Consider the following 2,542-nt stretch of genomic DNA (forward strand, 5'->3'; position numbering starts at 1 on the left):
CAGGCCACACCCACTAAATCCGGGTATCCATACACACATTCTGGCCTTTAACCCGGTGTCGCACCGTCCGGGCCGGGGCCGGGCGAGGGACCGCGACAGGCGACGCGGGTGGCCGGTCCGGCCACCGGCGTCGCCGGCCTGCTCAGTCGATCGTCTCCTTGAGCTTGTCCTCGCGGATGAACAGCAGCATCACGGTGGCGACGAGGAGCAGTGGCACCACGACGTGGTAGATCGGAACGAGGGCGTCGTTGTACGCTCCGACGATCGCGTCGTGCAGCGGCCCGGGAAGGCCGGCGAGTATCTCCGGGCTCATCGAGTTCGCGGCGCCGGAGCCGTTCGAGAAACCTGCGGCGACCTCAGCTCCTTCGGGCCCCATCTGCTGGGCCGCGGCGGGGATCCGCTCGCCCATGAGATCGGCGAGGCGGCTGACGAACACCGAGCCGACGACCGCCGACCCCAGTGTGGCGCCGATCTGACGGAAGAAGTTGTTGGACGCGGTGGCCGTGCCGACCATGGTGATGGGGAACGAGTTCTGCACGATGAGGACCAGCAGCTGCATGCACAGGCCGAGTCCGAAGCCGAACACGAACAGGACCACCCCGAGGTGCGTGAGGGTGTCCTCGGCCCGGAGCGAGCCGATCAGCCAGAGGCCGACGGCCATGACCACCGAGCCGACCACCGGGTACCACTTGTAGCGGCCGGTGCGGCTGACGATGTTGCCCACGACGATCGAGGTGCCCATCATCCCGGCCATCATCGGCGTCATCATGAGGCCGGCGGCGGTGGGGCTGAGCCCGTGGACCATCTGGATGTAGGTGGGCAGGTAGGCGATGCACCCGAACATCGACACGCCGATGATGAGCCCGGCCGCGGTGGACAGGGTGAAGTTGCGCTGGCGGAACAGGGTCATGGGGATCAGCGGATCGGCGGAGCGCAGCTCGACCAGGACGAACGCGACCGCGCAGACGAGGAACACTGCGCCCAGGGCGAAGATCGCCGGGTCGGTCCAGCCGAACCGGTGGCCGCCCCACGACGAGAGCAGGATGAGCGCGGTGGTGCCGGTGGCCATGAGGAGCGTGCCGGCCCAGTCCGTCCGTCGGCCGGCGCCGCGGCGGGGGAGACGGAGGAAGGCCACCGCCACGACCAGGGCTAGGAGGCAGACCGGGAGGTTGAACCACAGCGCCCAGCGCCAACCGGGCCCCTCGGTGAAGAACCCGCCGAGGAGTGGCCCGAGGACGGAGGAGAGCCCGAAGACCGCGCCCATGATGCCCATGTACCGACCGCGCTGGCGGGCGGGCACGACGTCGGCGACGATCGCCTGCGACAGGACCATGAGCCCGCCGCCGCCGAGGCCCTGGATGGCGCGCGCAACGATGAGGACGTCGATGTTCCAGGACAGTGCGCCGAGGAGCGAGCCGGCGGAGAACAGCAGTATCGCGGCCACGAACAGGGGCTTGCGGCCGATCTGGTCACCGAGCTTGCCGTATACCGGCAGGCCGATGGTCATGGTGAGCAGGTAGACGGTGATGACCCAGCTCATCCGGTCGACGCCGCCGAGGTCGGCGACGATGGTCGGGAGCGCGGTGGCGAAGATCATCTGCCCCAGGGACACGATGAGCATCCCCAGCAGCAGCGAGGTGAAGACCAGCGGGACGTTGTGGCCGGGCGCGGCCGGGGCGTTCGTCTCCGCGTGTGGTCGGGTGGTGGTGTCGGTCATACTGACCTCTCTGAGAGGGCTGCGAGCTGGGCGAGTTGGCCGAGGGCCATGAGGCAGTCGGCGTTGAGGTCGGCGAGGGTGGCGTGTTCGCGGGTGAGCCAGGTCGACAGCCCGAGGCTCCCGGAGGCGGCGATCAGCGCGACGTAGGCACGCGCCTCGGCGTCGACGGGGACGGTGGTGAGCCGCCGTAGCTGTGGGCTCCGTCCGAAATGCTGGGTGAGCAGGTCGACGAGCCGGAGCTGGAACTTCGACGAGGCGGTCATCCGCGCGGCGGCCAGGTCGGGGTGCTCACGGAAGATGGCGCGCCGACGCTGCAGAAGGACGGCGGTCTGCGCGTCGTCGGCCGTGCGGACCGCGGCGAACGCCGAGAGGAACAGCGTGAGCAGGGCGCGCGGGACGTCCGGGTCGGCCCCGACGAGGAACTCCGCGCGTGCGGCGTCGGGGACGTCCTCGGGGGTCGTGCCGATGACCGCGGCCTCCTTGGAGGCGACGTAGTTGAAGAAGGTCCGCTTGGAGACCTCGGCGGCCGCGCAGATCTGGTCGACGGTCACCGCGTCGTAGCCGTGCTCGAGCACGAGCGACGTGGCGGCGTCCTCGATGGCGACCATCGTCGCGCGCCGCTTGCGCTCGCGGAGCGAGTCGGCGTCGGGTGGGGAAGTCATGGCGGAAGCCTAGCCAAACTTTGCACCGAGTGCATATTTATACCTGGTGAACTTCGACACCCTCCTGATTTGGAATCCGGAACCGGGTCTGCCTATAGTGGTTCCGCACTAAGCCCCCGTCGTCTAGCGGCCTAGGACGCCGCCCTCTCACGGCGGTAGCGTG

At 69.1% G+C, this 2,542-nt stretch carries 2 protein-coding genes; both read right to left on the bottom strand.

The features are described from left to right. Positions 1–142: 142 nt before the first annotated feature. Positions 143–1,717, bottom strand: coding sequence for an MDR family MFS transporter (locus ACWGLC_RS17725; RefSeq protein ID WP_452101091.1), 1,575 nt, complete (start codon positions 1,715–1,717; stop codon positions 143–145). Continuing rightward, the gene (locus ACWGLC_RS17730) at positions 1,714–2,379 is read right to left on the bottom strand and encodes a TetR/AcrR family transcriptional regulator (protein ID WP_452101092.1); all 666 of its coding nucleotides are present in this window, start codon (positions 2,377–2,379) and stop codon (positions 1,714–1,716) included. The genes ACWGLC_RS17725 and ACWGLC_RS17730 overlap by 4 nt, the downstream gene beginning before the upstream one ends. Positions 2,380–2,542: the final 163 nt, after the last annotated feature.

The organism is Dietzia sp. NPDC055877 (genome assembly GCF_053615975.1).